20 protein-coding genes and 1 pseudogene are annotated in these 25,204 nt (G+C 68.8%); 8 read left to right on the plus strand and 13 right to left on the minus strand.

The features are described 5' to 3' along the window. Nucleotides 1–20: 20 nt before the first annotated feature. Complete coding sequence (locus ABZV44_RS10600; protein WP_354834338.1) at nt 21–1,799, minus strand: penicillin-binding transpeptidase domain-containing protein; 1,779 nt, start codon at nt 1,797–1,799, stop codon at nt 21–23. 154 nt (nt 1,800–1,953) lie between these two features. Between ABZV44_RS10600 and ABZV44_RS10605 the strand changes: the two genes are divergently transcribed. Next, nucleotides 1,954–2,859, plus strand: a complete 906-nt coding sequence (locus ABZV44_RS10605) for a serine hydrolase (RefSeq protein ID WP_354834341.1) — start codon at nt 1,954–1,956, stop codon at nt 2,857–2,859. Here the strand turns inward: ABZV44_RS10605 and ABZV44_RS10610 are convergent. The 9 genes from ABZV44_RS10610 to ABZV44_RS10650 form a co-directional block, all read right to left on the minus strand. Next, on the minus strand, nt 2,808–3,761 hold the full coding sequence (locus ABZV44_RS10610; RefSeq protein ID WP_354834344.1) for a LysR substrate-binding domain-containing protein: 954 nt from the start codon (nt 3,759–3,761) through the stop codon (nt 2,808–2,810). The two genes, ABZV44_RS10605 and ABZV44_RS10610, sit on opposite strands and share 52 nt — an antisense overlap. Nucleotides 3,762–3,794: 33 nt before the next feature. Further along, entirely contained in the window at nt 3,795–4,646 is an 852-nt protein-coding gene (locus ABZV44_RS10615) for a thioesterase family protein (RefSeq protein ID WP_354835296.1), read from the minus strand. 141 nt (nt 4,647–4,787) lie between these two features. After that, nucleotides 4,788–5,270 (minus strand): adenosine-specific kinase, encoded by a 483-nt coding sequence (locus ABZV44_RS10620; protein WP_354834347.1) that lies wholly within the window; start codon nt 5,268–5,270, stop codon nt 4,788–4,790. 110 nt (nt 5,271–5,380) lie between these two features. After that, nucleotides 5,381–6,901: an amino acid permease gene (locus ABZV44_RS10625; RefSeq protein WP_354834350.1), complete on the minus strand. Its 1,521-nt coding sequence runs from the start codon at nt 6,899–6,901 to the stop codon at nt 5,381–5,383. 34 nt (nt 6,902–6,935) lie between these two features. Beyond that, complete coding sequence (locus ABZV44_RS10630) at nt 6,936–8,006, minus strand: Glu/Leu/Phe/Val dehydrogenase dimerization domain-containing protein (RefSeq protein WP_354835298.1); 1,071 nt, start codon at nt 8,004–8,006, stop codon at nt 6,936–6,938. A 176-nt stretch (nt 8,007–8,182) separates the two neighbouring features. After that, nucleotides 8,183–11,677 carry an indolepyruvate ferredoxin oxidoreductase family protein gene (locus ABZV44_RS10635; RefSeq protein ID WP_354834353.1) on the minus strand — a complete coding sequence of 1,165 codons (3,495 nt, stop codon included), beginning with the start codon at nt 11,675–11,677 and terminating at the stop codon, nt 8,183–8,185. A gap of 215 nt (nt 11,678–11,892) precedes the next feature. Further along, the gene (locus ABZV44_RS10640; protein WP_354834356.1) at nt 11,893–12,375 is read right to left on the minus strand and encodes an Lrp/AsnC family transcriptional regulator; all 483 of its coding nucleotides are present in this window, start codon (nt 12,373–12,375) and stop codon (nt 11,893–11,895) included. Between the two features lie 70 nt (nt 12,376–12,445). Beyond that, the gene (locus ABZV44_RS10645) at nt 12,446–14,134 is read right to left on the minus strand and encodes a hypothetical protein (RefSeq protein WP_354834359.1); all 1,689 of its coding nucleotides are present in this window, start codon (nt 14,132–14,134) and stop codon (nt 12,446–12,448) included. Between the two features lie 4 nt (nt 14,135–14,138). Next, nucleotides 14,139–15,509, minus strand: a complete 1,371-nt coding sequence (locus ABZV44_RS10650) for an MFS transporter (RefSeq protein ID WP_354834362.1) — start codon at nt 15,507–15,509, stop codon at nt 14,139–14,141. 141 nt (nt 15,510–15,650) lie between these two features. On the opposite strand from ABZV44_RS10650, the gene ABZV44_RS10655 reads away from it, so the two are divergent. The 5 genes and pseudogenes from ABZV44_RS10655 to ABZV44_RS10675 all read left to right on the plus strand — a co-directional run bounded on the left by ABZV44_RS10655 (nt 15,651) and on the right by ABZV44_RS10675 (nt 20,151). Next, nucleotides 15,651–16,682 carry a LacI family DNA-binding transcriptional regulator gene (locus tag ABZV44_RS10655; RefSeq protein ID WP_354834365.1) on the plus strand — a complete coding sequence of 344 codons (1,032 nt, stop codon included), beginning with the start codon at nt 15,651–15,653 and terminating at the stop codon, nt 16,680–16,682. Between the two features lie 77 nt (nt 16,683–16,759). Then, nucleotides 16,760–16,996 (plus strand): annotated as a pseudogene (locus ABZV44_RS10660) (ferredoxin family protein); the annotation flags it as partial. Between the two features lie 122 nt (nt 16,997–17,118). Beyond that, the gene (locus ABZV44_RS10665; protein ID WP_354834367.1) at nt 17,119–17,703 is read left to right on the plus strand and encodes an LppP/LprE family lipoprotein; all 585 of its coding nucleotides are present in this window, start codon (nt 17,119–17,121) and stop codon (nt 17,701–17,703) included. 29 nt (nt 17,704–17,732) lie between these two features. Continuing rightward, nucleotides 17,733–19,148, plus strand: coding sequence for a glycoside hydrolase family 27 protein (locus ABZV44_RS10670; protein WP_354834370.1), 1,416 nt, complete (start codon nt 17,733–17,735; stop codon nt 19,146–19,148). Nucleotides 19,149–19,182: 34 nt separating this feature from the next. Next, nucleotides 19,183–20,151 (plus strand): SDR family NAD(P)-dependent oxidoreductase, encoded by a 969-nt coding sequence (locus ABZV44_RS10675; protein ID WP_354834373.1) that lies wholly within the window; start codon nt 19,183–19,185, stop codon nt 20,149–20,151. A gap of 13 nt (nt 20,152–20,164) precedes the next feature. On the opposite strand, the gene ABZV44_RS10680 is transcribed toward ABZV44_RS10675, so the two are convergent. From ABZV44_RS10680 to ABZV44_RS10690, 3 genes are read right to left on the minus strand one after another with little or no spacing between them, the layout of a single operon-like run. After that, the gene (locus ABZV44_RS10680) at nt 20,165–21,175 is read right to left on the minus strand and encodes an SGNH/GDSL hydrolase family protein (protein ID WP_354834376.1); all 1,011 of its coding nucleotides are present in this window, start codon (nt 21,173–21,175) and stop codon (nt 20,165–20,167) included. 31 nt (nt 21,176–21,206) lie between these two features. Beyond that, nucleotides 21,207–22,763, minus strand: a complete 1,557-nt coding sequence (locus tag ABZV44_RS10685) for a glycosyltransferase family 39 protein (RefSeq protein WP_354834379.1) — start codon at nt 22,761–22,763, stop codon at nt 21,207–21,209. A gap of 58 nt (nt 22,764–22,821) precedes the next feature. Then, nucleotides 22,822–23,820 (minus strand): SGNH/GDSL hydrolase family protein, encoded by a 999-nt coding sequence (locus tag ABZV44_RS10690; RefSeq protein ID WP_354834382.1) that lies wholly within the window; start codon nt 23,818–23,820, stop codon nt 22,822–22,824. Between the two features lie 313 nt (nt 23,821–24,133). On the opposite strand from ABZV44_RS10690, the gene ABZV44_RS10695 reads away from it, so the two are divergent. Beyond that, nucleotides 24,134–24,349, plus strand: a complete 216-nt coding sequence (locus ABZV44_RS10695) for a hypothetical protein (protein WP_354834385.1) — start codon at nt 24,134–24,136, stop codon at nt 24,347–24,349. A 213-nt stretch (nt 24,350–24,562) separates the two neighbouring features. After that, nucleotides 24,563–25,198 (plus strand): TetR/AcrR family transcriptional regulator, encoded by a 636-nt coding sequence (locus ABZV44_RS10700; RefSeq protein WP_354834387.1) that lies wholly within the window; start codon nt 24,563–24,565, stop codon nt 25,196–25,198. The last annotated feature ends 6 nt before the right edge of the window (nt 25,199–25,204 follow it).

The following is a 25,204-nucleotide window of genomic DNA, read 5'->3' on the forward strand; positions in this document are numbered from 1 at the left end:
GAAATTGGAAGTGAAGGAAATCAGTGCGGGGCGCGCAGCATGCGGCCCGCGGCCTGCACGGCCGGCTCGGAACTGCCCGCGTCGCTGATGAAGACGGCGAAAGCCAGATCGCCGTCGATGCCGACGAACCAGCCGTGCGCGTGTTTGTCGTCGATGTACTCGGCGGTGCCGGTCTTGCCGAGCAGATCGGGAATATCACGCAGTTCCGTGGCGGTGCCGCCCGTAATCGTTTCCCGCATCATGGATTTCACCTGATCGGCGATCCCCGGCGGCAGCGCGGGCGACTGCCTGTCGGGCTTACCGGGCCGGCCCTGGACCACCGTCGGCGGTTGGACCGTGCCCTGCGCCAGCGCGCCGGCCAGCAGCGCCATGCCGAACGGCGAGGCGGTCACCTTGCCCTGCCCGATGCCCTCCTCCACGCGCAGCGCGGGCGTGTCGGCGATGGGCACCTTGCCGGTGACGGTGGTCAGTCCGGGCGTCACATAGTCGATGCCGAGCCCGAGCTGGGCGGCGGCATTGGTCAGCCCGTCCGGTGCGAGCTGGACCGCCAGCCGGCCCATGGTGGTGTTGCAGGACTTGGCGAAGGCGGTGTGCAGCGGCACCTGGCCGAGGTCGAAGTTGTTGTCATTGGGGATCTCCCGGCCCTCGATGTTCTCCTTGCCGGGGCAGGCGACCATGGAGTCGGGAGTGACCTGGCCGGCCTGCAGCGCGGCGGAGACGGTGACCGTCTTGAAGGTCGAGCCCGGCGGGTACAGCCCGGTCAGCCCGATCGGGCCCTGCGCGTCACCGGCCGCGTTCTGTGCCATGGCCAGCACGTTTCCGGTCGACGGTTGCACCGCGACAATGGCCGCCGGGGTGGTGATCGGGGCCAGTGCGGCCTCGGCGGCCCGCTGCAAACCGATATCGAGGGTGGTGTGAATATCGGTGACCGGCTTGGGATCCGGGCCGCCCACTCGCTGCGTGCCGTCGCTGCCCTGGGCGCGCACGGCCCAGCCGGCGGCGGCGTCGGCCTGCTGCTGCCACAGGTCGGAGAGGCCCGAGAAGGTCGGGGAGGACAGGGACTTGTCGACGGACAGCAGCCGGGTCTGCTGGGCGGTGGTCACATTCGCGAGGTTCGTGAGGGCGGCTTGGACGGTGGCGTAATCGGATTCGCGCAGGGTGACCGCCGTGATCGGTTTGCCCTGGGCCGCGGCCAGATCCGATTGCAGGCTGGTGACCGTGACATCCGGTGCGACCGGTTGCAGGGTCGCCGCGACGGCCGCCGGGTCGGCTCCGGGCGCGACGTTGACCAGCGTCACCACCTGCTGGGTGAGCAGATCACCGCCGGCGCTGTCGAGGACCTTGGCGGGGTCGGGGTAGACGAGGCTGTAGGACAGCGGGCCGACATCGAGGCCGGGCGCGACGGTCGCGGGATCCCAGTGGATCTTCCAGTCGCCGCCGGACTGCGTGGCCCGGCCCGAGGTGATGTACGTCCACTCGTTCTTGCCGTCCTTGCCCAGCTTCCAGGTGGCGGCCAGCGTGAAGGTGCCGCCGTCGTCGGTCTTCTCGACCTTGCTCGCCGCGAAATGCACCTGCTTGCCCAGGCTCTCGTAGAGCGGGCCGAGCGTGGCGGAGGCCTTGGCCGGGTCGCTGGTGGCGTTGGCGGCCGCCGGTACGTCGTCGCGGTTCAGGGCGTCCGCGAAGCCGTCGATCATCTTGGACAGCCCGGACGTGGCATCCGATCCGGAGCATGCCGTCGCCGTGACCAGCATGGCCGCGGCGCAGACACCGGTGAGGGCCTTCCTGCTGAACTCTGCCATGACAGCCACCCCAACATGGATCACCGGTGGCTGTCCAAGACCAACACGGATGAGAACCGATATAGCAATCGATATCGTCGCAGCGTGCGGGGTGTCGAACGGCTGCGTCACGGGCGGTTGACGGACCGATCGGGGCACCGGGAATGCTGGGAGAGTGGACGAGATCTTCCGGACGGCCGGTGTCGAGGGCCGGGTGCATGCCCGCTGTTTCGACTGTGACGGCGAATTCGGCTGGGCCGCCGACGCACCGGTGGTGTTGTCCTCGGTGGTGAAGGTGCCGCTGGTGCTGGAGTTCGCGCGGCAGGTGGCGGCGGGGCAGCTCGATCCGGCCGATCGGGTGCGGGCCACGGCGGCGGACCGGCTGGGCGGGGTCGGCACCGCGGGCTGTCACGACGATGTCGAATTCAGCCTGCGCGATGCCGCCTACTTCGCGCTCACCGTGAGCGACAATACCGCCGCCGACCTGCTGTTCGATCGGGTCGGCGTGGAGAACGTGCGGTCGCTGGTGCGGGAGCTCGGGCTCACCGGCACCCGGATCATGGGCTCGCTGCGCGACATCCTCTACAGCATGGCCGAGGACATCGGGGCGCGTGACCTGCACGAATTCGCCCGGCGCTACCCGGAATCCAGCGCGGCGGAGGTGTTCGGCTCGCGTGCGGTGGATCCGCTGCGCACCACGGCCGGGACCGCGCGGGATATGACCCGGCTGCTCTGGCTCATCGGCGAGGATCGCGCGGGTTCGCCCGAGGCGTGCCGGTTCGTGCGGGATCTGATGCGGCAGCAGGTGTACGGGCATCGGCTGCCGTCGGCGTTTCCGCCGGGCACCGACATCTGGTCCAAGACCGGGACGCTGCCCGGGATCCGCAATGAGATCGGGGTGGTCGGGTATCCGGATGGAAGCCGGTACGCGATCGCGGTTTTCACCGTGTCACACAGTCTGGCCGGGCGGCAGCCCGCGGTGGATCGGGCGATCGGCGCGGCGGCGCGGCTGGCCGTCGAGCGCATCGATCACGGCCGGCCCGCAACCACATCCCACGGCCGGCGCTGCGGCGTGTCTTGAATCGGGGCCGGCCGGGACGCGCCGTCACCCTGCACGACCGTGACGATGAGGTCGGCGAGTTCCCGGACCAGCGGGTGCGGGGCGGCGGCCGGCCAGGTCAGGGCGAGCCGCCAGCTCAGGGTGCCCTCGGGCAGCGGCCGCCACACCACGCGTGGCTCCTTCTGCGCCACCAGGCCCTGGTCGAAGGCGACGCCGCGGCCGGAAAGCACCATGCCGAGCACGAATTCGGGATTGCGGGCGTGCTGCACCGACGTGGGGCGGAAACCGTGCTCCCAGCAGGTGCGCAGGGTGGCGTCGTAGAGGCCGGGCGCGGCGGCGCGCGGGAAGATCACCAGTCCGTGCCCGGCCAGATCAGCCAGGGTGAGGGCGGCCCGCGCGGCGAGCGGGGAATCGCGCGGCAGCACCACGCCCAGCGGGGTCTCCACCGCCGGGCCCGATTCCAGGCCGACCACATCCACCGGGTATTGCAGCAGCCCCGCGTCCAGTTGCCGATCGGCCAGTAGCCGCACCTGCTCGGCGGTGGTCAGCTCCTGCAGGTCCACCCGCACCTGGCGGCTCTCGAACGCGGTGAGAATGGCGGCCAGCACGCGGCCCGCCAGTTCGGGCGGCACGCCCACCCGCAGTGCGTCGATCTCACCCCGATGCGCCTTGCCGACCAGCGATTTCGCCCGCTCCCAGCGCGCGATCAGGTCCCGCGCCTCCACCAGCAGGATCTGCCCCGCCTCGGTGAGCTCCACCCGCCGGCTGTCGCGCTCCAGCAGCCGGGCCCCGATATCGCTCTCCAGCTTGCGGATTCGCTGGCTCAGCGCCGGCTGGGCGATCCGCAGCCGCTCGGCCGCCCGGCCGAAGTGCAACTCCTCGGCCACGGCGATGAAGTAGCGCAACTGACGCAGCGGATCCATCCCACCGACGATATCGGTTTCCTTATCGCCGGGTCAGGCCCGGGCGCGCACCTCGAGAATCTGCAGGCACCGCCCGATCGGCCCGCGCTCGTCGTGCAGCACGGTCGAGCACATCCCGACCCCGTCCGGCCCGATCGACGTCTGCACCGCCAGCCCGATCCACTCGCCCTCCGGCAGCCGGAACAGGTCGATCGTCAGGTCGGTGTTCAGGAACGTCCACTGATGCGGATCCAGCTGCGCCCCAATACCATTGGCCACATCCGCCACCGAGAACACCCGCACCAGCGGTGAGATCTCCTCCCCTTCGACCACCTCGACCAGGGGCCGCACCCACACCCGCCGGGTGACGTCGTCACTCTCCACCGCCCGGATGTCCACCGACTTCACGTACCCGACATCCCACCCGTTCGGCACGCCCCACCCGATTTCGGACGCCTCCGGCACCGCCGGCAGCGGCGCGTCGGCCGTATGCACCACCGACGAACTGTCCGACGTGGCAATCCGCCACGCCGAAGCCTTCGCTACCGCGCGCCGGCTCCCATCCGCCTGCGTCGCCACCAACTCCGCCCCCACCAACTCGACCCGCCTCCCCGGCCGCTCCACCCACGCCCGCACCTCGACGTTCCCCACCGGCACCGGCCCCAAAATCTCCATGGTCAACCGGGCCACCCGCGCCCCCTCCCGAGGCGCACACCGCTCGACCGCCCGAGCCAGCAATGCCGAAGGCGGCGCCCCATGCTGCATGGAAGCCGCCCACACACTCACCGTCGACCCAGTAGCCCCAAACCGCTCGAACCCCTCGTCCCCCACCCCTTGTGCGACGTAATAAGCCTTGGTCCCCGCCTTCTCCAACTCCGCCCGCTCCACCGCTGTCGCGTCATGCATCTGCGTCACCCAGCCAACGTATCAGCCCACGTCCAACCCACTAGACGCTGTACGACAAACACTTGATTCCACTGCGCGGTGAACGCAGCGCGGGCGCAATTGGAACGCGAGGGCGGCGGTCGATTCCCGAGGTAGCGGGGGTCAGAGTTTGTAGCCGATGGCGCGGAGGAGGTGGTGGCGGTCGGTGCGGTCGGTCTCGGTTTCGATCCCCAGGGGTGGTGCACCGTCGACGACGCCGATGATGCCGCGGCCGAGGGAGGTTTCGGCTATGAGGACTTCGACGGGGTTGGCAGTGGCGCAGAAGATGGTGCAGAGCTCGGGGATGTGGCGGATCGCGTTGAGGACGTTCACGGGGTAGCCGTCGCGGAGGAAGACGATGAAGGAGTGGCCGGCGGCCAGGGCTGTCGCGTTCTTGGTGGCGAGGTCGACGAGGTCGTCGTCGTTTCCGGACCACCGGATCAGGCGGGGGCCGGAGGCTTCGCAGAAGGCCAGCCCGAAGCGGAGTTGCGGGCCGGTGCCGACGAGGGCTTCGTGCATGTCCTCGACGGTCTTGATGAAGTGGGATTGCCCGATGATGACATTGAGCTCATCGGGATTCTCGATGGGCACCGCTGTCAGTTCCATCGGGCTATCGTCCCTCGTCACGCGGCCGGGGAACAAGATCAGGGAGCTGTCGGGGTGAGAATTCGGGCGAGTTCCCACGGTGACAGCTCCCTGAACTTGTTCGGGCTGGGTCAGGGGACCGGGTCGGGTTCGGCGGCGGGGATCGACTCGGCGGCAGGGATGGATTCGGGGACCTTTTGCTTGCCGAGGATCGAGTGGCGGCGGCTGTAGGTGAAGTAGATGACGACGCCGAGGACCATCCAGATGACGAAGCGGAGCCAGGTTTCGATGGAGAGGTTCAGCATCAGCCAGAGGCACGCCAGGGCGGCGAGGATGGGGATGACGGGGACGAGCGGTACTCGGAAGCCGCGCTTCAGGTCGGGGCGGGTGCGGCGGAGGATCGGGACGCCGAGGGAGACGAGGACGAAGGCCACGAGGGTGCCGATATTGACCATTTCCTCGAGGGTGCCGAAGTCGACGAAACCGGCCAGGAGGGCGCAGACGACGCCGACGATGACGGTCAGGCGGACGGGGGTGCCGTGCTTGCCGGTGTGGGCGAGGCTGCGGGGGAGCAGGCCGTCGCGGGCCATGGCGAACAGGACGCGGGTCTGGCCGAGGAACATGACCATGACGACCGTGGAGAGGCCCGCGAGCGCGCCGATGGAGATGATGTTCTTCACCCAGGTCGCACCGTGCAGGGCGAAAGCGGTTGCCAGGGTGGCGTTTCCGCTCGCGAGCTCGGTGTAGGGGACCATGCCGGTGAGGATCAGCGAGACGGCGACGTAGAGCACCGTCACGATGGCCAGCGAGCCGAAGATGCCGCGCGGGACATCACGCTGCGGGTTGCGGGTCTCCTCGGCGGTGGTGGCGACCACGTCGAAGCCGACGAAGGCGAAGAACACCAGCGAGGCCGCGGCCAGCAGGCCGTACCAGCCGAAACTCGTTCCGCCGGAACCGGTCAGGAAGGAGAACAGCGACTGGTGCACGCCACCGGCCTGAGCGGAGGGCTGCGACGGCGGGATGTAGGGGCTGAGGTTGGACGCCTTGAAGTAGGTGGCGCCGACCACCAGCACGAGCGCGATCACGGCCAGTTTGATGGCCACCGCCACGGCCGAGACCCGCGAGGACAGTTTGGTGCCGGTGGCCAGCAGCACGCCGACGATGGCGATGATGACCACCGCGCCCCAGTCGAACGAGACGGATCCGACGTGCGCGACCGGATTCACCAGGCCGCCGAGCACCTCGCCGAGATACTGCGACCACCCCTTGGCGACCACCGAAACGGCAAGGGCGAACTCGAGAATGAGGTCCCACCCGATGATCCAGGCGATGATCTCGCCGAAAGTGGCGTACGCGAACGTGTACGCACTGCCCGCCACCGGCACGGTCGAGGCGAATTCGGCGTAGCACAACGCCGTCAGCCCGCAGGCGATGGCCGCGAACACGAAGGCCAGCGAGACCGAGGGTCCCGCGACCGTGCCCGCGGTCCGGGCGGTGAGCGTGAAAATGCCCGCCCCGATGACCACCGCGACACCGAAGATGGTGAGATCCCTCGCCGTCAGATCCTTGCGTAGCTTGGAATCCGGCTCATCGGTATCCCGGATCGACTGCTCGACCGATTTGGTGCGGAACACTCCGCTCGCGAACGCCACTTGTCGTCTCCTCTCTGAAACTACGGTGCGGCGATCAGAGGGCCCGCGGGATGGCGTCGAGACGCCGCTCCGCGAACCTGTTGGCCGCCGCTCCGGTGCCGATTCCCTCGGCCTTGGATTCCGCGATGATGTCGCGGCAGCGGTCGAAGATGCCCCTCACCGCATCTTCGACCTCGGCCGGCGCTGCCTGGCGCAGCTCACCGGCCACCTGAACGAGCCCACCGCCATTGGCCACGAAATCCGGGACCCAGGTGATGCCTCGCTCGTTCAGGGCGTATTCCACTGCGGGCGTGGACAACTGGTTGTTGGCGGCGCCGCAGACGAGTTTCGCCTCGATGGCCTCGGCGCTGGACGCGGTGAGCGTGCCGCCGAGGGCGCAGGGGGCGTAGACGTCGACCGGAGCGGTGGATACGTTGCTCAACAGTCGGACCGACGGATTGTCCTTCGAAATGCGTTCCAGCGCCGCCTCGTTCACATCGGTCGCGCAGACCTCCGCACCGTCGGCGAGCAGCAGCTGGATGAGTTCGCGGCCGACCTTGCCGACACCCTCGACGCCGACGGTGCGACCCGCCAGTGTGGGTGCGCCCCATACGGATTCGGCGCCGGCGCGCATGGCGTTGAACACGCCCAGCGCGGTGAGCCGGGCACTGTCGCCGGAACCGCCCGCCGCGATGCTGCGGCCGGTGACATGGCTGGTGTAGCGGCCGATGGAGTCCAGATCATCGGTGTTGGTGCCCACATCGCCCGCGGTGATGTAGCGCCCGCCGAGGGATTCGACGAACCGCGCGTAGGCCGCGAACAGCTCCTCGCTCTTGTCGTGGGCCGGATCGCCGATGATGACGGCCTTGCCGCCGCCCAGGTTCAGCCCGGCGGCCGCCGCCTTGTAGGTCATGCCCCACGACAGTCGCAGCACATCGTCCAGTGCCGCCGCCTCCGAGGCGTAGGGGTACATCCGGGTGCCGCCGAGCGCCGGGCCCAGCGTGGTCGAGTGAATCGCGATGATCGCCTTGAGTCCGCTCTTGTCGTCCTCGCAGAACACCACCTGCTCGTGGCGCCGGGCGCTCAACTCGTGCGAGCGGCCGAAAACCCCTGCGTCGGTGTGCATTGCGGTCACAATCGATTCCTTTCGTGGACGCCGCTTGTGGCGGCTGGGTGGTGGCCGCGTGGTGGGCGGCCGGGTGTCGTGCCCGGATTCCGGGCACAGGTCACCGCGGTACGGCGGCGGGAACGATGCCGCCGTACTGCGTCGGGTATGGAGTTGGGAAGGGTGAGCGGCCCGGGTCAGCCGTCGAGGCCGAGCTCGCGCAGGCGGGCGCGGTAGAGCTCGACATTGCCGAGCTTCACGTCCTCGTAGCCGCGGACCAGGTCGGGCAGGGCCGCCGCCTCGGCGGCGGTGGCGTAGCCGTCGGTGGTGAGCCCGTCCGCGAGGCGGCGGACCAGGTCGGTGTAGTGGGACAGCAACTCCCGCTCCACCTTTCGGACATGGGCGTAACCGAAGGGGTCGAGCTTGGTGCCGCGCAGGGACTTGCCCTTGGCGAGCAGTTTCAGGGCCACATGGGATTTGGGGGTGAGGCCGATCTTCTTCTTGCGGCCGAGGGCGCGGAGCACCGGGGGATGCAGCTTGTAGGTGAGGTTCTCGCCGCCGGGGACCTGGGCCCGCACCTCGTCGAGGAAGGCCGGGTCGACCAGCAGGCGGGCCACCTCGTACTCGTCCTTGTAGGCGGTGAACTTGTACAGCCCGCGCGCCACGGCCTCGCTGAACTCGGTGCGCTCGGTGACCGCGCGCTCGGCGCTCCAGGCGGCCTGAACGGTGTCGATGTAGCGGCGGGCGACCTTGGCGTTCTGGTAGCCGATCAGCTCGGCGGCCCGCAGCTCCACCAGTCGCCGGACCTCGCCCTCGAGGCTGGTGCCCGCCAGCAGCTCGGCGGGGGCGGCGCGCGGAGTGCGCTGTGCCGCAGCGGTATCGGTGGCAGCCGCGAAGGCGGCCGGATCCGCGATGGCCACGCGACCCCAGCGGAATGCCGCGATATTGGCCGATACCGCGACCCCGTTGATGGTGATCGCCTCTTCGATCGCCGCGGCGGGCAGCCGCAGGCCGCCGGTCTGGAAGGCCGCGCCGACCATCAGGAAGTTGGCGGCGGCGGTATTCCCGAACAGCTGCTGCGCGGCCGCCAGGGCATCGAAGCCGAACTGCGAATCCGACACCGCCGCAAGCCGATCCAGTAGCGGACCGGTCTCCGGGTAGGTGACCGACTTGTCGTAGACCATGTCACCGGTCGGGGTCTGGCTGGTCGAGGCGACCACGACCGTCGCAGCCGGATTGCCGTACTGCAGGTTCTTGGGATCGGCAGCGGTCAGCAGATCGATGGCCATGATGCAGTCCGCGCTGCCCGGGGTGAGCCGGTTGGACGGCTCCAATTCCGTTGTGGAGAACCGCAGGTGGGACAGCACCGGCCCGGCCTTCTGGCTGAGCCCGATCTGGTCCAGGCTCTCGACCGCGTACCCGGCCCGCAGCGCGGCGGTGGCCAGCACCTGGTTCACCGTCACGATGCCGGTGCCGCCGATGCCCGCGATGAGCACGTTCTGCGTGCCCAGCGGAGCGCCGAGTCCCGGATCGGCCACCGTGGGCGGCTCGGCCGCCTCCCGGCGCTTCGGGGCGGCCGACTTGGAACCCTTGCGCCCCTTGGCATCCGGGTTCAACTCCACCGTCACGAACGACGGGCAGTCGCCGTCCAGGCAGCTGTAGTCGGTATTGCAGGAGGTCTGGTCGATGCGCGTCTTGCGCCCGAACTCGGTCTCCACCGGCTGCACCGACAGGCAGTTCGACTTGGTGCCGCAGTCGCCGCAGCCCTCGCACACCGCCTCGTTGATCACCACGCGGGTATTGCGCACCGGCAGCGTGCCGCGCTTGCGCTGGCGGCGGGCGTCGGCGGCGCAGTGCTGGTCGTAGATCAGGACGGTGACGCCCTCGATCTCGCGCAGCATCTTCTGCGCCTCGTCGAGCCGGTCGCGATGCCACAGCAGCGTGCCCTTGGCCAGGGCTTTCCTGTTGTGGCGCTTGGGATCGTCGGCGCAGATGACGATCTGCTTCACGCCCTCGACGGTCAGCTTGTGGGTGAGCTTCGCGACCGTCAGCCCGCCCTCCACATCCTGCGCGCCGGTCATGGCGACGACCTCGTTGTAGAGCAGCTTGTAGGTGATGTTCACCCCCGCCGCCACGCACGCCTGGATGGCCAGCTGCCCGGAGTGGAAGAACGTCCCGTCGCCGATGTTCTGGAACAGGTGCGGCACATCGGTGAACGGCGCCTGCCCGATCCACTGGCTGCCCTCACCACCCATCTGGGTCAGGCCGGTGACCGCGCTGTCGCTGCGCCCGGACAGGGTGACCAGGGTGTGGCAGCCGATGCCGCCACCGCCGATCGAGCCCTCGGGCAGGGCGGTGGAGCGGTTGTGCGGGCAGCCGCTGCAGAAGTACGGGGTGCGCTTGGCGGACAGCACCTCCAGCGAAAGCGCCGGCGGCGGAGCCTTCTTCAGCTCGACCCGCTCGCGCAGCACCCGCCGCAGCGGGGCCAGCAGCCGGCCCGCGGTGAGCTCGCCGTCGAACGGCATGAGCGGCAGGCCGTCTCCATCCAGCTTGCCGAGGATCCGCGGGGCATCGGCGGTGCCGTACAGGATTTCGCGGATCTGGGTCTCGATGAACGCGGTCTTGTCCTCGACCACGATCACCTGCTCCAGCCCCCGCGCGAACTCGGTGACCCGCTGTGCCCCAACCGGATACGGCATCCCGATGCGCAGCAGGCGAATGCCCGCGCGGTGCATGGCCGCCTCGTCCACACCCAGATCGACCAGCGCCTGACGCACCGCGTCGAAGGTGGTGCCGGTGGCCGCGATGCCGACCCGCGCGTGCGCCGGATCCGCCTCGATGACGTCGAGATCATTGGCCGTCCCGAAGGCGCGCACGGTGGCCCAGCGCGGCCCGTACAGGTCGGCCTCGGCCAGCACACTGTCCGCGGGCGCCGCCATCGGCCGCTGCCGGTAGGCGAAAGTCTTTCCCTCCCACTGCACTTCGGGTACCGCGATGGGGAGCTCGGCGACCGAGGAATCCACCGTCCACGCGCCGTCGGCGACATCCGCCACGATCTTCAGGGCCACGATGCAGCCCGAGGCCCGCGACAGCGCCACGCCCTGCATGCCCATGGTGATGATCTCGCGGGCATTGCGCGGGAACAGCACCGGCACACCCATGGCCGCCAGCGACCGCTCGCTCACCGCGGGCACGGTCGAGGACTTCGAGGCCGGATCGTCGCCCACCAGCAGCAGCACGCCGCCGCGCGGATTCACCCCGTACATATTGGCGTGCCGGATGGCGTCGGTGGCCCGGTCGACGCCGGGCCCCTTGCCGTACCACACACCGACGACGCCGTCGTGCGTCGCCGTCCCGGCGGGCAGATCCGCCTGGCTACCCCACACCGAGGTGGCGGCGAGCTCCTCGTTGAAGCCCGGCACGAAGGCGATGTCGTGTTCGGACAACACATTCGGCATGCCCAGCAGCATCTTGTCGACCCCGCCCAGCGGGCTGCCCTGATACCCGGACACGAAGGTCGCGACCCGGTGCCCGGCGCGCATATCGCGGACATGCTGTTCCACCAGCAGGCGGGCGATGGCCTGCACACCGGTGAGAAGGACCGGGCCTGCGCCGGACCGGTAGCGGTCGGCGAGGTCGTAGGGCGTAGCCGGTTCGGCCTGTCGGGCAGGCGCGCAGGCAACGTCGGTCATGAACAGTCACCACACTCTCCACAGCCCAGATCGTGAGCTGCAAACCAAGGGACCAAAAGCGATCGGTGCAGCGAAATCTGCCGTGATGTGTGATCTGTGTCAACAGATGCGCGAAAAGTTGATCAGACTGCTCAAAAGTGATCTGGAACACTGTGACGTACGTAGCATTTTGCTCGAGCGTCCACGCGGAAGTCCGCTCGAGTGTCCTCGGTTCGTCATTCGGCGGGCTGGCTCGTCAGATGCTCGACGAGCGGCAGCGACCGGTACTCGACCGGAGTCGCGAGGGCCAGCATGGTTTCGGTGTGCTTCACGCCGGGAATCGCGTGCACGCGCTGGATGATGGACAGCAGATCCGGCTGGGACCGGGCCGCGATCCGCACCAGCAGATCTCCGCGCCCGGTCGTCGCGTGCACCTCGAGCACGTTCGGGAACTCCCGCAATGCCTCGACGATGTCGTTCATCTTGTTCTGGTTCAGCTCGATGCCCAGGAACGCGTGCACCGCGAACCCGATGGCCTGCAGATCCACGTCCGGCGGATACCCCCGCACCGCGCCGGACGCCTCGAGCCGCTTCATCCGCGCCTGCACGGTGTTGCGCGCGATCCCCAGCCGCTGCGCCAACTCCAGAATCGGCACCCGCGGATCGGCCGCCAACTCCGCGAGCAGCGCGGAATCGAGACCGTCGATCTTGATGCTCATGCCGCATTGTCGCACAGCGGCAGGCTGGGGCCGGCGGACCGGAACCGTCGCTCAGCCCGCCGGCCGTGGCTCAGTTCGGGCCCAGGACCACGGCATTGCCGTCGCGATCCCCCGTCGAGGGCTGTTCGCTACGTGCCATTGCACCGCGCAGGGAGGCGAGCAGTGCGGGGGATACGGGGACGATCAGGTCCACGGTGCGATCGGCCGGGGTGCCCGCGGAGTGCGGTCCGCCGACCCGGGTGGGCTCGTTGAACGACAGCTCGCGATGCAGGGACGCGAGGTCGAGCAGCTCCAGGGCCGGGCCGGGGCGTTCGGGGGCCGAGTGGTCGATCATGGTGGAGCGGATGATCAGATGATTCGAATCCTGCTGGGGGAGGACCAGTTCCAGCAGGCGGGTCTGGCAGGGCCATTCGCACAGGCCGGAGGTGAGTATGTGCCAGAATCCGCCCGCGGGGTCCTCCTGCGGATCGGGGGGACGGCGGCGCGGGGTCACCTCGTTGCGGTGCTCGTGCCCGGCGATCCACAGCACCACATTGCCGAAGCGGTGCAGCAGCGCCTCCAGATCGGCTGCGAGGTAGCGGGTTTCGCCGTCCGGGTCGGGTGTCGAGTTGGTCAGGATGCCCAGACCGTGGTGGGAGGCGATGATCACGGCGCGGTCCCGGTTTCCGGTCCGGACGATCGCGCCGTCCTCGCCGCGATACGACGAGTGCGCCGCGATCAGCTGATCGACCAGCCAATCCCATTGGCGTGCACCGATACTGCCGGTGACGTGCCCGGCGGGGTGGGTGGAGTCCAGCACGATCATCCGCACACCGGGGACGGCATCGTAGCTGTAGTAGGTGGTGCCCTCGATCAGGTTCTGCTCGGTGAAGCCGTGGCCGCGCGGCTCGGTGGGGCTGTCCAGATGGGCGCGCACGTATTCGGCCGGGCTGATGACCCGGCGGTCGGCCCGGGCGGCGATGGGTACGGCCGGACCCTGCGAGAGCACGGTCGGATCGGGCAGGTACCGCCGCATCGGATCGGCGGGCGGGTCGATGCCCAGCGCAGTCGGTGCGCTGTCGCCGGTGACCAGCGCCTGATACTCCGGGGTGACGGGCGCGCGGCCCTGGACCAGACAGTCGTGGTTGCCGAAGCAGGCCAGCCAGGGCACGCCCAGGCCGCGGGTGCGGAAGGGGCGGGCGGCGGCCGCCAGCAGGCCCGGGACGTCGGGGAATCCGTGCTCGCGCTTGTAGACATCGCGGGATTCCGGTTCCGGGTTGTAGAACTCGGCCGAGACGGCGTGCGCGGGCAGCGTTTTCGTCTCGGTAGCACCGAAGTTCGGGTCGAGTACGGTGTCGCCGTCCAGCAGGGCGAACAGGGCCGACAGCTCGTTGGATTGCGCGCTGTCGATATTGTCGCCGGTGGTGACGACGAAATCGATGGTGCCCGTGCCGAGTTCGCGCAATGTGCGAATGGTGGCCTCGAAGGCTTGCAACGCCACCGGTTCCTGCGGGCGGTAAGCCGGGAACATGAACTCCCACCCGGGCCGGCCCGCCAATCCGTGCAGAAAGGTGAGACAGCCGGGGGAGACGGGGTCGGCGATCTGGAAGTCGGTCAGCTGGACGAATCGCGCCACGGTCGCACCCGGGTCGGGGGTGGCGCCGGGGGCGAGTTCGGTACGGGTCGAACGCGGTTCGGCCGGACCGCGTTCCAGGCCCCGATACCGGCCGTCCGCGTCGAGTGCCGCGCCCGGCCGGATCGTGCGATCGGGAAAGGTCACCGGTTCAGCCCACGGATTCCGGTGCGGCCGAACCGGATTGCGCCCGGCCGGAGATCTCCGCCGAGAGCTCTTCCAGCGTGCGGCCCTTGGTCTCCGGGGCCAGCGTGGCCGCGATGGCCAGGCCGATGACACTCGCGCCCACGAACAGCCACAGCACGTGGTGCAGACCCCACGACTTGATCAGCGTGGGCAGCCACAGGGTGCCGATGATCGCGCCGATCCGCGACACCGCGGTGCCCAGGCCATTGGCGGTGGCGCGCACGGCGGTCGGGAAGACCTCGCTCGGATAGACCAGGTTCACGATGCCGGGGCCGGAATTGGCGAACAGCACCGCCGCGCCGAGTAGTACCACCAGGCCGGTCAGTCCCGGGTTCTGCCACAGCGCCAGCGCCGTCAGGGCGAGGAACATGCCCATGAAGCCGACGATCAGCAGCGGACGGCGGCCCACCCGGTCCACCAGGGCGACACCGGTGAACGCGCCCGCGACGCCGACCAGGGCGATGATCAGCGAACCGGTGTAGGTACCGGTCGTACTGGTCGTGACCTGCTCGAGGATGGTCGGCGTGTACAGCGTGATGCCGTAGTACGACAGCGTGTACATGAACCAGAACCCGCAGCAGAAGAACGTATAGCGCAGCAGCGGCATGGTCAGCAGCGTGCGCCACGGCGAATCATGCTGCGGCGCAGCGGGTCCGGACAGTCGTGCGGTGGCATCGCCGAGTCCGGTGAGCACGGCGTTCGCCTCCTCGCCGCGGCCCTGGGCGGCCAGCCAGCGCGGGGATTCCGGGATGCTGCGCCGCATCCACAGCACGATCAGCGCGAACACCGCACCCAGGACCAGCATGACGCGCCACATGGCGTCGCCGAGCGGGAGCAGGGCCAGCGCGAAGGCGTAGGTGGTCGCCGCACCCACGAACCAGCTGGCGCCGAGTCGGCACATGAGGCTGCCGCGGCGTTGGGCGGGCGCGTATTCCGCGAGCAGCGAGGTGGAGATGGTGTAGTCCGCGCCCAGGGCCAGGCCCAGCAGGAAGCGGCAGACCAGCAACTGCCAGGCGTCCTGGGCCAGCGCGGCGACCAAAGCGAAGAAGACGAACCCGATGAGGTTCACCAGGTACATCTTCTTGCGGCCCAGCCGGTCGGTCAGGCGGCCGAAGACCAACGCGCCCACAAACATTCCGACCACCGCGGCCGCGGAGAGCGCACCGGCCATGAAAGTGGACAGGTGCCACTGCTTGGTGACGGTCGGCAGCGCGACCGCGATCACCGTGATGTCGAAGCCGTCGAGGAACATGCCGGCGGCCGAGAGCACGGTCACCTTGCGGTGGAAGGTGGTCAGCTCGGTGGAGTCGAGGACTGAAAAGGCATCGCTGGACACGATGGTCCTTCCTGGGAGATCGAATTGCTCAATCGTTTTAGCAAAGGTAGAGGCGTCGAAGCGAGCACTCGCACCGGACGTTGTCGAGAGTTCAGAGCGCGGTCATCCGAGTTCAGCCTCCGTTCGCTAGTGTTTCTCTCCGTGGTAGCCGGGAGCGAACCGATCACGCAGCGCGATGTGGCGATATCGCTCGGAGTCTCCATTTCGGCGGTCAGCCTGGCACTCGCCGGGCGGCCCGGCGTCAGCGACCAGCTGCGAGAACGCATTCTGCAACGCGCCACCGAACTCGGCTACCGGCCCAATGCCTCCGCGGTCGCCCTGCGTACCCGGCGCACCCGGGTACTGGGACTGCTCATCCGCAACCTGCGCAACCCGCACTTCCTGGATGTGATCGACGGCTTCGACGAAACCTGTTCCGCCGCGGGCTACGACGTCATGGTCGGCTCCTCGCGCTACGACGCCGGCCGGGAGCGGCAGCTGCTCGACGCTTTCCAGCATCGGGCCGTGGACGGGCTGGCCATCGCGCCCATCGGCACGAGTCCGCATGCGCGGGAATGGCATTCGGTCACCCGGCGGCCGGTGGTGCTGCTCGACACCGCCGATCGCGAGCAGCCCGGGCTCACCATGAGCGTGCGCTCGGACCAGGAGATCTCGGTCGATCTCGCGGTGCGGCATCTGCTCGGACTGGGACACCGGCGGCTGGCCATGGTGGTGGCGCCGCCGGAGAAGTCCCCGGATCCCGAACGGCTGGAACGCTTCCGGCAACTCGGCGCCGAACTCGGCTTCACTGCCCTCCCGGTGACCACCGAACTCTCCGCCGACGCGGCCCGCCCCGCCGTCACCGCGGCCCTGCGGGCGCACCTGGACGAGCGGCCCACCGCATTCATCACCAACAGCGACTACATCGCCCACACCGTCTACCTGTCCGCGGCCGACTGCGGGCTCCGTGTGCCCGAGGACGTTTCGGTCATCGGCCACGACGACCTCCCCACCTCCCCCTCCCTGTCCCCGGCCCTGACCACCCTGGCCGTGGACCGCCACGCCATCGGCTGCCGCGCCGCCACCCTCCTGATCGACGCCCTCCACTCCCGCCCGATCGACCAGCCCAACATCGTCGTCCCGGTCCACCTCGAGATCCGATCCTCAACCGCCCCACCACCCCGAACCACCTAGATCGCACCGCGCCCCGGCCCGGCCGGCAACCGCCGCTGACCCGGATCGGATCGGTCTGCATCGGCGACCGCATGGCCTACGTCAACCCCGACGAATGCACCGACTGCGGCGCCTGCGAACCGGCCTGCCCGGTCGAGGCCATTTACTACGAGGACGATATGCCGGATGGGCAGGAGGAGTTCATCGCCGAGAATCGGCGGTTCTTCGACGAGCCACTGGCCGGCCGCACCGAGGCGCTCGGAGCGCCCGGCGGGGCCTTCCGATTCGGCAAGGCGGGCGTCGACACGCCGTTCGTGGCGGCGTATCGGAGGTAGGGCTGGGGGCAGTCCGGCGAATCCCTTGTGGCAGAACGCGGTACCCGCCGACGGCATGCCGGTGACCCCCGTATCGGCACCCTGCCGCTAACGCGAGTTCCCGGCACCCCGATGATCTAGAGGTGACACGTGCGCGGCGGGATGCCATGAAGACCAGGTCAGTGGCGATTCTCGCGATGGGCGCTGCCCTCGCGGCGGTGGCCACCGGGTGCGGGACCACCACTACCTCCGCGGGCCCCAGTTCCACGGCCCCCACCTCGGCTCCCGCCGCCGCCCAGCAGTCCGACGCCCCGGTGGGCAGCGGCCACGGGCTCTGCCTCGACATCAATTCCGACCTGGCCCGAGAGGCCATCGCGCGGCTGTCGCCGCCGCCGGTCGGCGGGTGGAAGACGGGTCAGGCCGCCGATGATCAGATCTCCGCGGGTTGTGCCGGGGTGCTGTCCTGGATGACGGTGAATTCCGACACCAACCACCCGTACACCCACGTTCTGTTCTTCACCAACGGCACATATCTGGGGACGGCCACCCCCAACCCGTACATGTACACGATGGTGACCGGCAAGACCCGCACCTCGCTGTCGCTCACCTACCACTGGCTCAACGGCAACGACCCCATGTGCTGCCCCCAGGGCGGACCCAGCGTGGTCACCTTTACTCTCACCGGCACTACTGTGAAGGCCGACGGCCAGCTCCCGCCGCACAATTGAGCCGTCCGTCACCCGAGGAGACGTCCCGCGTGCGAGTTGGAATCCTGTCCTTCGCGCTGGTCGTCGCCACCGCCCTGCTGACCGCCGACACCGCGGCCGCGCCGCCGCGTCCCGCGCCCATCGCGGCGGTCGGCGGCCGGCTCACCCCGCCCATGGGCTGGAATTCGTGGAATTCCGGAATTCCGCTGACCGAGCAGAACATCCACGAGGTCATCGACACCATGGTCGGCTCCGGCATGCGCGACGCCGGATACCGCTACGTGAATCTGGATGCCGGATGGGCGGCGCCGAAACGCGACGCCGCCGGGAACCTGCGGGCCGATCCGCAGCGGTTCCCGCACGGCATGGCCGCGCTCGCCGACTACGCGCACGCGCGCGGCATGTATCTGGGCCTGTACTCGAGCCCCTACAACGAGACCTGCGGGCAGACGCCCGGCAATGCCGGTCGCGGGCACGAGACCGCGGATGCGCGGACCTTCGCGGGCTGGGGCGTCGACTTCCTCAAATACGACTGGTGCCGGGCCGACACCGACCTCGCCGAGCAGGTGCCCGCCTTCGCCGCCATGCGGGATGCGCTGCGCGCCAGCGGGCGGCGGATCGTCTACAGCATCAACCCGAACAGTTCCGGCAACCTGCACGCGGGCGGGGACTACGACTGGTCGACCATCTCGGATATGACCCGCAATACCGCGGATCTGATTCCGCTGTGGCACAACGGGTCGCCGGATCAGCACCTGGCCACCCGATCCGGGCGCGGCCTGATCGGTGTCACCGACGAGCTGGGGGCCGCCGAACCGCTGGCCACCCGCTCCCGCCCCGGCTACTGGAACGATCCCGACATGATGGTGGTCGGGCTGCCGCTGACCGAGTTCATCGGCGCGCATCTGGCGGGCTATCCCGCCGATGTCCTGGCCGGGCCGTTGACCACCCGCCAGATTCTGGAACTCGAGACGTCGTTCGATCTGTCGCCCGAGGTGGTCGGCCGCCTGCGCGATCCGCAGTTCAGCCTCGATCCCGAGGAGCAGCGCGCGCACTTCTCGCTGTGGGCCATGCTCGCCGCGCCGCTGATCGCCGGCAACGATGTGCGTGCGATGTCCGAGCAGACCCGCGCCCTGCTGACGAATGCCGATGTCATTGCCGTGGACCAGGATTCGCGGGTGGCGCAGGCGACGCCGCTGCCGGGGGACGGGCGGATTCTGGTCAAGCCGCTCGCCGGCGGCGCGGTGGCGGTGGCCGTGTTCAATCCCGGCGATCGGGCGGCGACCATCGAAACCGGGCTGGCCGCAACCGGATTGCGGCAGGCGGAGTGTTACTCGGTGCGCAATCTGTGGACGCACACCGACACCACGACCACCCGTGCGCTGAAGGCCGCCGATATTCCGGCGCACGGTGTGGCCATGTTCGAGGTCGGTTCCGGCTGCGCGGCAATTCCATCCGGAGAGTAGACAGTAGAACTATCCGATAGTTACGCTATCCATTATGGATGCCAGCACTGAGCCCGAATCCGCCGCCGAACCCGGCCCCGCCTCGGGGGTCAGCAGGCGACGGCTCCTCACCACCACCGGAGTCGCCGCGACCCTCACCGCGGCGGCGGGCGCGGCCGGCGGCATCGCCCTCGTTCAGGGCGGGGCGCCGACTCCCGTGGTAAAGCCTTCCGGCGCACGGCGTTTCGACCGGAAGGTCGTGCTGATCACCGGCGCCACCTCCGGAATCGGCCGCTCGGCCGCCCTGATGTTCGCTGCCGAGGGCGGGCACGTCGGATTCTGCGGCCGCAGAGAACAACTCGGCCGCCAGGTCGAGCAGCAAATCCGGGCCGCGGGCGGGGAAGCCACCTACATCCGGGCCGATGTCCGGGTGGAATCCGATGTGCGCCAGTTCGTGGACGCGGTCGCCGACAAGTACGGCGGGCTCGACGTCTGCTTCAACAATGCGGGCATCACGCTGCAGAAAGCCTTGCACGAGTACAGCTCCGCCGAATGGGACGACGTCGTCGATACCGACCTGCGCGGCAACTTCCTGGCCTTGAAATACGAGATCCCGCACCTGATCGCCCGCGGCGGCGGGGTCGTGGTCGTCACCTCCTCGTCCAACGCCATCGCCACCACCGAGGGCCGGGCCGCCTACACCGCCGCCAAACGCGGGCTGGTCGGCATGGTCCAAGCGGCGGCCTACGACTACGCGGACAAGAACATTCGCATCAACACCCTCATCCCCGGCACCACCGACACCGAACTGGTCCGGCGCGCGGCAGGCGCGATGAGCCTCCCCGACGAGGTGTGGAAGACCATGACCGAGGTCTACGGCAAACAGCACGTCCCCGGCCTGCGCCGCATGGCCACCCCCGACGAGATAGCCGTCTTCGCCCTGGCCCTGGCCTCCGACGACTTCCCGTACATGACCGCCGCCCAGATGGTGATCGACGGCGGCAAAACCGCCTACGCCGGATAGCGGTGACTTCGGATCAACGGGTCTGCGTGATGCGGCTGTGGACCTCGGCGGCTACCGCGGCGTCGCCGCGGGGGGTGGGGTGGAAGGGGAGGCCGACCAGGTTCACCTTCGGGTCCAGGACGGAGAGGAGCCAGGGGTCGGGGGAGCAGAGGCCGTGGCCGGCGGTGGGGGTCCGGGCGTCGACGAAGTCGATGGAAAGGGCTTGGGCGGCATCGCGTTCGGCGTCGTCCAGGCGGTTCCAGAATTCGTTGATGGCAGTGCCTCGGGGCTGGACGTAGCGGAAGACGCCCAGGACGTCGAGACACCAGGCGGTCGAGTTCGCCGGGGCCAGTTCGGGATAGCCGACCAGTTCGATCTTGGCGTTGGGGGCGTAGTACTTCACGTACTCGACGACTTTGCGGATGCGGTCGGCGTAGGCCGGTCCGTTGACCGTATCGAGGTCGGGCCATCGGCCCTGGGACACCGCGTCGGCGTCGCAACCCTGAGAGATGTTGAACGCGCAGGTCAATTGGGCGGGGGCATCGGCGGTGGTCGCCGAATCATGCGGCCACTCGTCGTTGGCTCCCAGCTGGATCGCCACCACCTGGGTGCGTGGCCCGAACGCCCCGTTCTTGGCGGCCTTGATCGCCAGCTGCGCCAGGGTGTAGCCGTCGCGGCCCGGAACCTGCTGCCCGCTCGAGGTCACGGGGCCGCTGTCGATCGACGCGTTGGTGCAGGTGGCGTTCTCGAAGTCCGAGGTTCCGGCGACGCCCATGAGCGCGCTCAGCTGGACGGGCCAGGACGTGTCGCGGTGCAGGCATTCGTGTGCCGCGACGTCGTTGTTGCCGTCGCATTTCACCAGGACCCCATCGCACGGCGGGTTCGCGGCGAACGAATCACCCATGACCACAAGCGTTTTGCCCTCGACCGGAGCCGGTTCGTCGGCGGCGGCGGTGCCTATCGCGCCGGCCGCGGCGAGAACGGCGACGGCGGCGGCCAGCCTGAGTGGAAGCACGGCCCCGCTGCTGGTCCTGAAACTGATCAATGCAAATCCTCGATGACGTCGGCACTCTCGCTCAAGAGGCCGGTGGGACAACCATATAGGTCAACTTCGGCCAGGCGACGGACATGGGAACCAGGGGCTCGCGGCAGATCCACACGGTCACGTGGTGATTCTGTCCGGCGATGCCGAGCGGGTTGTCCATCTGCAGAGCCGGTGTGGTGTGGGCGAAATTGGCCAGGAAGGCCCGCAGCTCCGGTCCGTCGTTGTAGCCGACGTACATGACGGTCGTGGCCGAGTCCGGCGGCGGACCCCATTCGGCGAAGCCACGATTGGGACTGTAGACCGGCGGAATCCATTGGGACCGACCGTAATGGTCGAGCGCTCCGGCCTCGTTGTAGGCCTCGGTGACGACGACGGCACCGGCCCGTTCCTCGGCCGGCAGGCCGATCGCCACCTTGTGCACCGCGTCGGCCAGGTCCTCCCAGTTGTCGTTGCCGTAGTGCTGCAGAAAGCCCCAGTAGCCGGTGTCCGGCACGTCGATCCAGCTCTTGGGGTAGGGGAGCACCGCCAGGCAGGCGGTCAGCACCGCCGAGAGGACGGTGAGGCCGGTGAACAACCGCCGCAGCAGCAGGGCGCGGGTACCCGCGATGTCCAGGAAGCCGGACAGGATCGACGCGCCCGCGCCGAAGATCGTGGGAACGATCCCGGCGACGTAATAGGACCGGCCGTGCCCGGCGACGACCAGCACCACCATCAGCAAGGCGGCGATCAGCACGAACCGATACGGCCGCAGCTTCGGCTCCCGAGCCAGGCCGTACAGGCCCAGCACGCCCAGCCCGCCGCCGAGGAATCCGGTGACCACCATGATCGCCACGACCGTCCCCAGCTGTCCGCCGTCGCTCCCCGCCGTTTCCTGGGCGATGGCGCTGTTGGTCGCCAGCTGTGGCCAATGGTGGGAGGCCTGCCACAGCAGGGCGGGCGTCATGGCGGCCGCGAAGATCAACAGCCCTGCCCACAGTGCGGGGCGGCGCAAGACCTCGCGGGGTCCGACGGCGAGAACGCCGAGGGCGACACAGGCCCCCAGCATCAGCACCAGCCATTTGTCCTGCACGTCGATCGCCGCCGCCACACCCGCGGCGATGAGCAAGCGGTCCTGGCGGGTGCGCACCCAGCGAACCATCAGCCAGATGATCAACGCCTGGCACGCCACGTCGAATGCGACGCTGTCCAGCACGGTGTAGGCGACGACGAACGGTGAGACGGCGTACCCCGCCGCGGCGAGCATCTGGTAGCGCGGCCGCGCACCGCATTCGCGGGCCACCGCCGCCGCGAGGACGGACACCGCGATCAGCAGCAGCAACCCCGGGATCCGCAGCGCGAGAACCGATCCGGGGGCGATCACGTCGGCTGCCCGCGCGATCAGCGGTATCACCGGTCCGTTGTCGACGTAATCGACCGCCAGTCGCCGGCCGCACGCGAGGTAGTACAGCTCGTCACCGGCGAGCTGGAATCGGGCCGCGGAGACGGACCAGACGAGCGTGATCAACCCCGAGACCAGCAGGACGCTCCGCCACGCGAATTCGGGTGGCGCCGAGGTCGATTCGGATTCTGGGGTGTACGTGAGCGTCATTGCTTCTCCGATGGATGCGCCACGGCGGTACTCGTCCGGCTGGCAGGGTGGGTCCGTGTCAGTGCGCGACGTGGCTGTAGACGGCGGCGGCCACGGCGGCGTCCCCGCGGGGTGAGGGATGGAACGGCAAGCCGGCCAGGTTGATCTGAGGATCGAGGAAGCCGTTGAACCATGGATCGGCGGAACACAATCCGTGCCCGGCGGTCGCCTGCTGCACGTCGACGAAGTCGATCTGGAGCATCCGGGCCGCGTCGCGTTCGGCGACCTGCAGGCGGTTCCAGAACTCGACCATGGCCCGAGCCCGCGGCTGGACCCAGTGCACGAGCCCGAAAATGTCGAAACACCAGTCCGCAGCGCCCTCCGGCGCCACCTCGGGATAGCCGACCAGTTCGATCTTGGCGTTGGGCGCGTAGTACTTCACGTACTCGACGACCTTGCGCATGCGGTCGGCGTAGGCCGCGCCGGTGATCGCGTCGAGGGTCGGCCACCGCCCTTCGGCCACCGCGTTCTCGTCGCAGCCCTCGAGGATGTTGAACACGCAGGTGAACACCCGGGTCGCGTCCGCGGTGACCGCGCTGTCCTTCGGCCACGCGTCGTTGAAGCCCAGCTGGATCGCCACCACCTGGGTCCGCGGCCCGAACGACCCGTCCCGAGCGGCTTGGAGCGCCTCCTGCGTCAGGGTGTATCCGTCCCGGCCGGGAACCTTCTCCCCGGTCGATGTCACCGGACCGGTATCGATGGTCGCGCTGGAGCACGAGTTGTTCTCGAGGTCATCGGCCGCGATGCCCATCAGCCCACTCAGCTGAACGGGCCACGAGGTGGGGCCGTGTAAACAGGCCTGCAGACCGGTGCTGTTCTCGTCCGCGCATTTCACCAGCACCGCATCGCACGGTGGGTTCGCGGTGTACGAGTCACCGAGCACGACGAGCGCGCGGCCCGGTGCCGGTGCGGTTTCGGCGTCGGCCGTGCTCACCGACACGGCCGCGGCGAGCACGCCGACGGCGGCGCCCAGCCGGAGCCGGAGCACGGCCCGGCCTGTAGTCCAGGAACTGGTCAATGCAAATCCTCATCGGGCCACGGCCAGCCCGCATAGGGTGTCGACCATGACGCAGGTCACAGCGTCTGACAGATAAAGCAAAATATCTCCTTTTCACTTTCTCGGCAAGCAAGTGGTTGGTGGACTGCCGGACTCGCTGGGTGGCTACTCCGGCTCACGGGGAGGTATGACTCGAAATTCACTCAGTCGACGCCTGATTCGGGTTTCGGGCGGCGAATCTGGGGTCCTCATACGGCTTTTCGCCTCGTGGTGGCCATCTCAGCGGGCCGGGTGATGTCTGCGGCGTCCAGTGCTCAGGCCTCGTAAATGGTTGGTGGAGCGGTCAATTCGGACCGGCCTGGTCGAGCTGCCGGAGCTCGCCGAACCGAGGATCGCCGCCATCCGCGGCCCGGTACTCCTCGGCGCCTTCGTCTCCGGAACCTGCTCGTGGCTGGCGGTGCGCTACCTGGAGCGCTACTTCCGCACCCTCCTCCCGTTCGCGGCCTACTGCATCATCGCGGGCACGCTGTCGATCATCCGATTCATGTGAGACGGAATCGAATCCCCTGGAATGGGGTTGCGTTCTGCGACAAGCTCCTCGAGGCCGTACCCGAGCTTCCGGTCGAATACTTCGCCCGATGCCGAGCCGGATCTCGCCGATCGTGATGGCGCTCGAGTAGAGCTGGTTGAACAAGCGCACCGCTATCGTCGGGACGACAATCGGAGAGTCCGAGATCTCGGGATGGGCGGAACGGAAGTATCGATGACCGGAGCGAGTTCGACAATGCAGTCCGCGGCCGGAACTCGCCTCAATCGGCGGGGCCGGGAGACCCGGCAACGGCTGCTCGACGTCGCCATCAGCTGTCTCGCGGAGGGGTCGGGGGAACCGCTGTCGGCGAATCGAGTCGCCCGTGAGGCCGGGGTCAGTTGGGGCACCTTGAAACATCAGTTCGGCGACATCGACGGACTGTGGGCCGCGGTGCTCATCGAGCTGACCGATCGCAGTGGAGCGAACAGCCCCGAGACCTGGCCGCAGGTCACCGGCTCGATCCGGGAGCGGGTGTGGCAGGTGGTCGATGCCATCTGGACCATCCTGGATGCACCCGAGGGGCGCGCGGTCGAGGCGCTGCGCGCCGGTTTGCCCAATGGTCAGGCGGAACGGCTCGAGGTCTTCCCGCGGACCGCGGCGGCCATGGCCGGGTACGAAGACGCCTGGCTCAGGGCTTTCGAGTACTTCCTTGCGGATCTGCCCGTCGATTCGGACAAGGTGCGCGGGGTCCGGACCCTGATTCCGATGGCTATGCGTGGCATCAATAACGAGCGTCGGCTGTCTTCTCCTGCCGAGCTGGCGGCCGCGCGCCACTGTCTGGTCGACGCGATAGCGGTCTACCTGCAGTAATCGAGA

The sequence above is a fragment of the Nocardia sp. NPDC004860 genome (assembly GCF_040609015.1).
Classification (GTDB): Bacteria; Actinomycetota; Actinomycetes; order Mycobacteriales; family Mycobacteriaceae; genus Nocardia.